This is a genomic window from Variovorax sp. 20P10.2.4 (genome assembly GCF_058244205.1).
Genome location: NZ_JBZAYE010000944.1, coordinates 1 through 2,082 on the forward strand (window position 1 = coordinate 1; position 2,082 = coordinate 2,082).

Genomic DNA, 2,082 nt, shown 5'->3' on the forward strand with positions numbered 1-2,082 from the left:
CGGCCCGCGCATCGGCCGTGCTTTCGTCGGACAGCCACACCCGCGTGCCGCGCCAGGCCTCGCCCACCGGCAGCACCGGCGCGGCCTCGTCCGCCATGCCGCCGCACAGCCCCGCGAAGAAGCGCGCAGCCACCACCACCAGCGTGCGTCCCTCATGGCGCCGCTCGAACGCGACCACGTGCCGCGCGAGCGGTCCTTCCACGCGCAACCCGCGGTAGTCGGCATCGCGGAAGAACGCATCCTGCGCGCGGCGCAGCGCCAGCAGTCGCCAGGCAAACCAGAGCTTGGCGCGGCCGTCGTGCGGTGCGCGCGCGAACGCCTCCACGCTCTCGGCGGAGCGCGCGCCCGCCGCGCGCTGCTCGAAGTCCTCGAGCAAGTCTTCGCGGCACGCATAGTCCACGGCCCGCCGGTTGTCGGGGTCCACCAGCGTCAGCGGCATCAGCTCGGTGCCCTGGTAGACGTCGGGCACGCCCGGCGAGGCGAACTTCAGCAGCGTCAGCGAGAGGCTGTTCCAGGCCCCGAACAGCGCGATGCGCGACGCGAAGGCCCGCAGGTCCGTCCACCACGCGGCCGGCTGCGCCGCATCGAGCGTCAGTTCCACGAAGCGCCGCAGCGCATCTTCGTAGCCTGCGTCGGGCCGGGTCCACGCGGTGCGCAGCTTGGCTTCGCGCGCGGCCTTGTGCATGTACTGCACGATGCGTTCGCTGTAGTCGGCCAGCGCCTCGCCTTCGAGCCCTTCGGCGGGCAGCGTGCCGACCAGCGTCTGGCACAGCAGGTAGAGGTCGGCGCCCGAGGGCGCATCGGCCGGCGCGCCCTCGGCGGCCATGCGCTCGCGCAGCGGCTGCTGCAGCCGGCGCCAGCGCATCAGCGCGGCGCGCCATTCGCGCGGGATCTCCGACAGCACGTCGATGCGCGTGCGCACGTCCTCGGAGCGCTTGTTGTCGTGCGTCGAGGTCGCGAGCATGGTGTGCGGCCAGCGCGCGGCGCGGTCGGCGCTCGCCGCGTGGAAGTCCTCCACGTCGACGCCGAACACGTCGGGATCGCCGCCCACCTCGTTGAGCGCGGCGAGCGGAAAGTAGCGGTAGAAGGCTGTGTCCTCCACGCCCTTGGCCGCCACCGGCGCGCTGAACTGCTGGAAGCGCACCGCGAAGCGCCGCACCCGGTCGCGCAGCGCGGGGCCGGCCGTGGGCACGGCCTCGCCGCTCAGGGTCTGGCGCAGGAACGCGTAGACCGAGGTGTCGCCGTCGCCGAAGTGCCGCTCGGCCGCGGCCACCGCTTCGTCGATGAAGCGGCGGTCCTGCGCCGAGGGCGTGTCGACGATGTAGCTGCGGTAGACCGGCAGGCAGGCCACCACCGCCGCGAGCGCGCGGCGCAGCGTGTTGAGCGTGTGGTCGCGCGTGTCGCGGTCGGCGCGCGCGATGCGCAGCAGCGCGTTCGACAGCACCGAGAGCTCCGAGGCCAGCGCATGGCGCATCACGGCCGCCTTGCCGTCGCGCACATGGGCCTCGAAATGCGCGGGCGACCCGGTGAAGCGATGCCACAGCACCGCGAAGCGCCCGGCCGCGGCGGTGTCGATCAGCACGCCGTTGGCCACGTTCGCGAAGCGGTAGCCGGTGGTGCCGTGCACGTGCCAGTCCTCGGGCACCTCCTCGCCGCGCGCCACGATCTTCTCGGCTACCACGTACAGCGGCCGCGCCGGGCGGCCGCGCGCATCGTCGCCGGCCAGCGGCAGGCCGGCGCGGCGCGCATAGCCTTCCTGCAGCTGGCGGAAGTAGCGCGCCGGATCGTGCAGGCCGTCGGGATGGTCGATGCGCAGCCCGTCGACGATGCCCTGCGCCGCGAGGTCCAGCGCCAGCGACTGCGTGGCCTCGAACACCTCGTCGCGCTCCATGCGCAGCGCCGCGAGGTCGTTGATGTCGAAGAAGCGCCGGTAGTTGATCTCGTCGGCCGCCACGCGCCAGTAGGTCAGGCGCCAGTGCTGGGCCTCGATCAGTGCATGCAGCGCATCGCGCGCGGCGCCGTCGTTGAAGGCTGCCGTGGCTTGCGCCAGCGCCTGCGCCACCTCGGCATGCGCATCGGCGA

Annotated in this window: 1 protein-coding gene; it reads right to left on the minus strand. The window is 73.2% G+C overall.

Annotation, left to right across the window (positions count from 1 at the left end; translation table 11 throughout):
- The coding region (gene treY, locus AC27VN_RS39740) for a malto-oligosyltrehalose synthase (protein WP_490880251.1) at positions 1–2,082 on the minus strand (2,082 nt) is incomplete at both ends.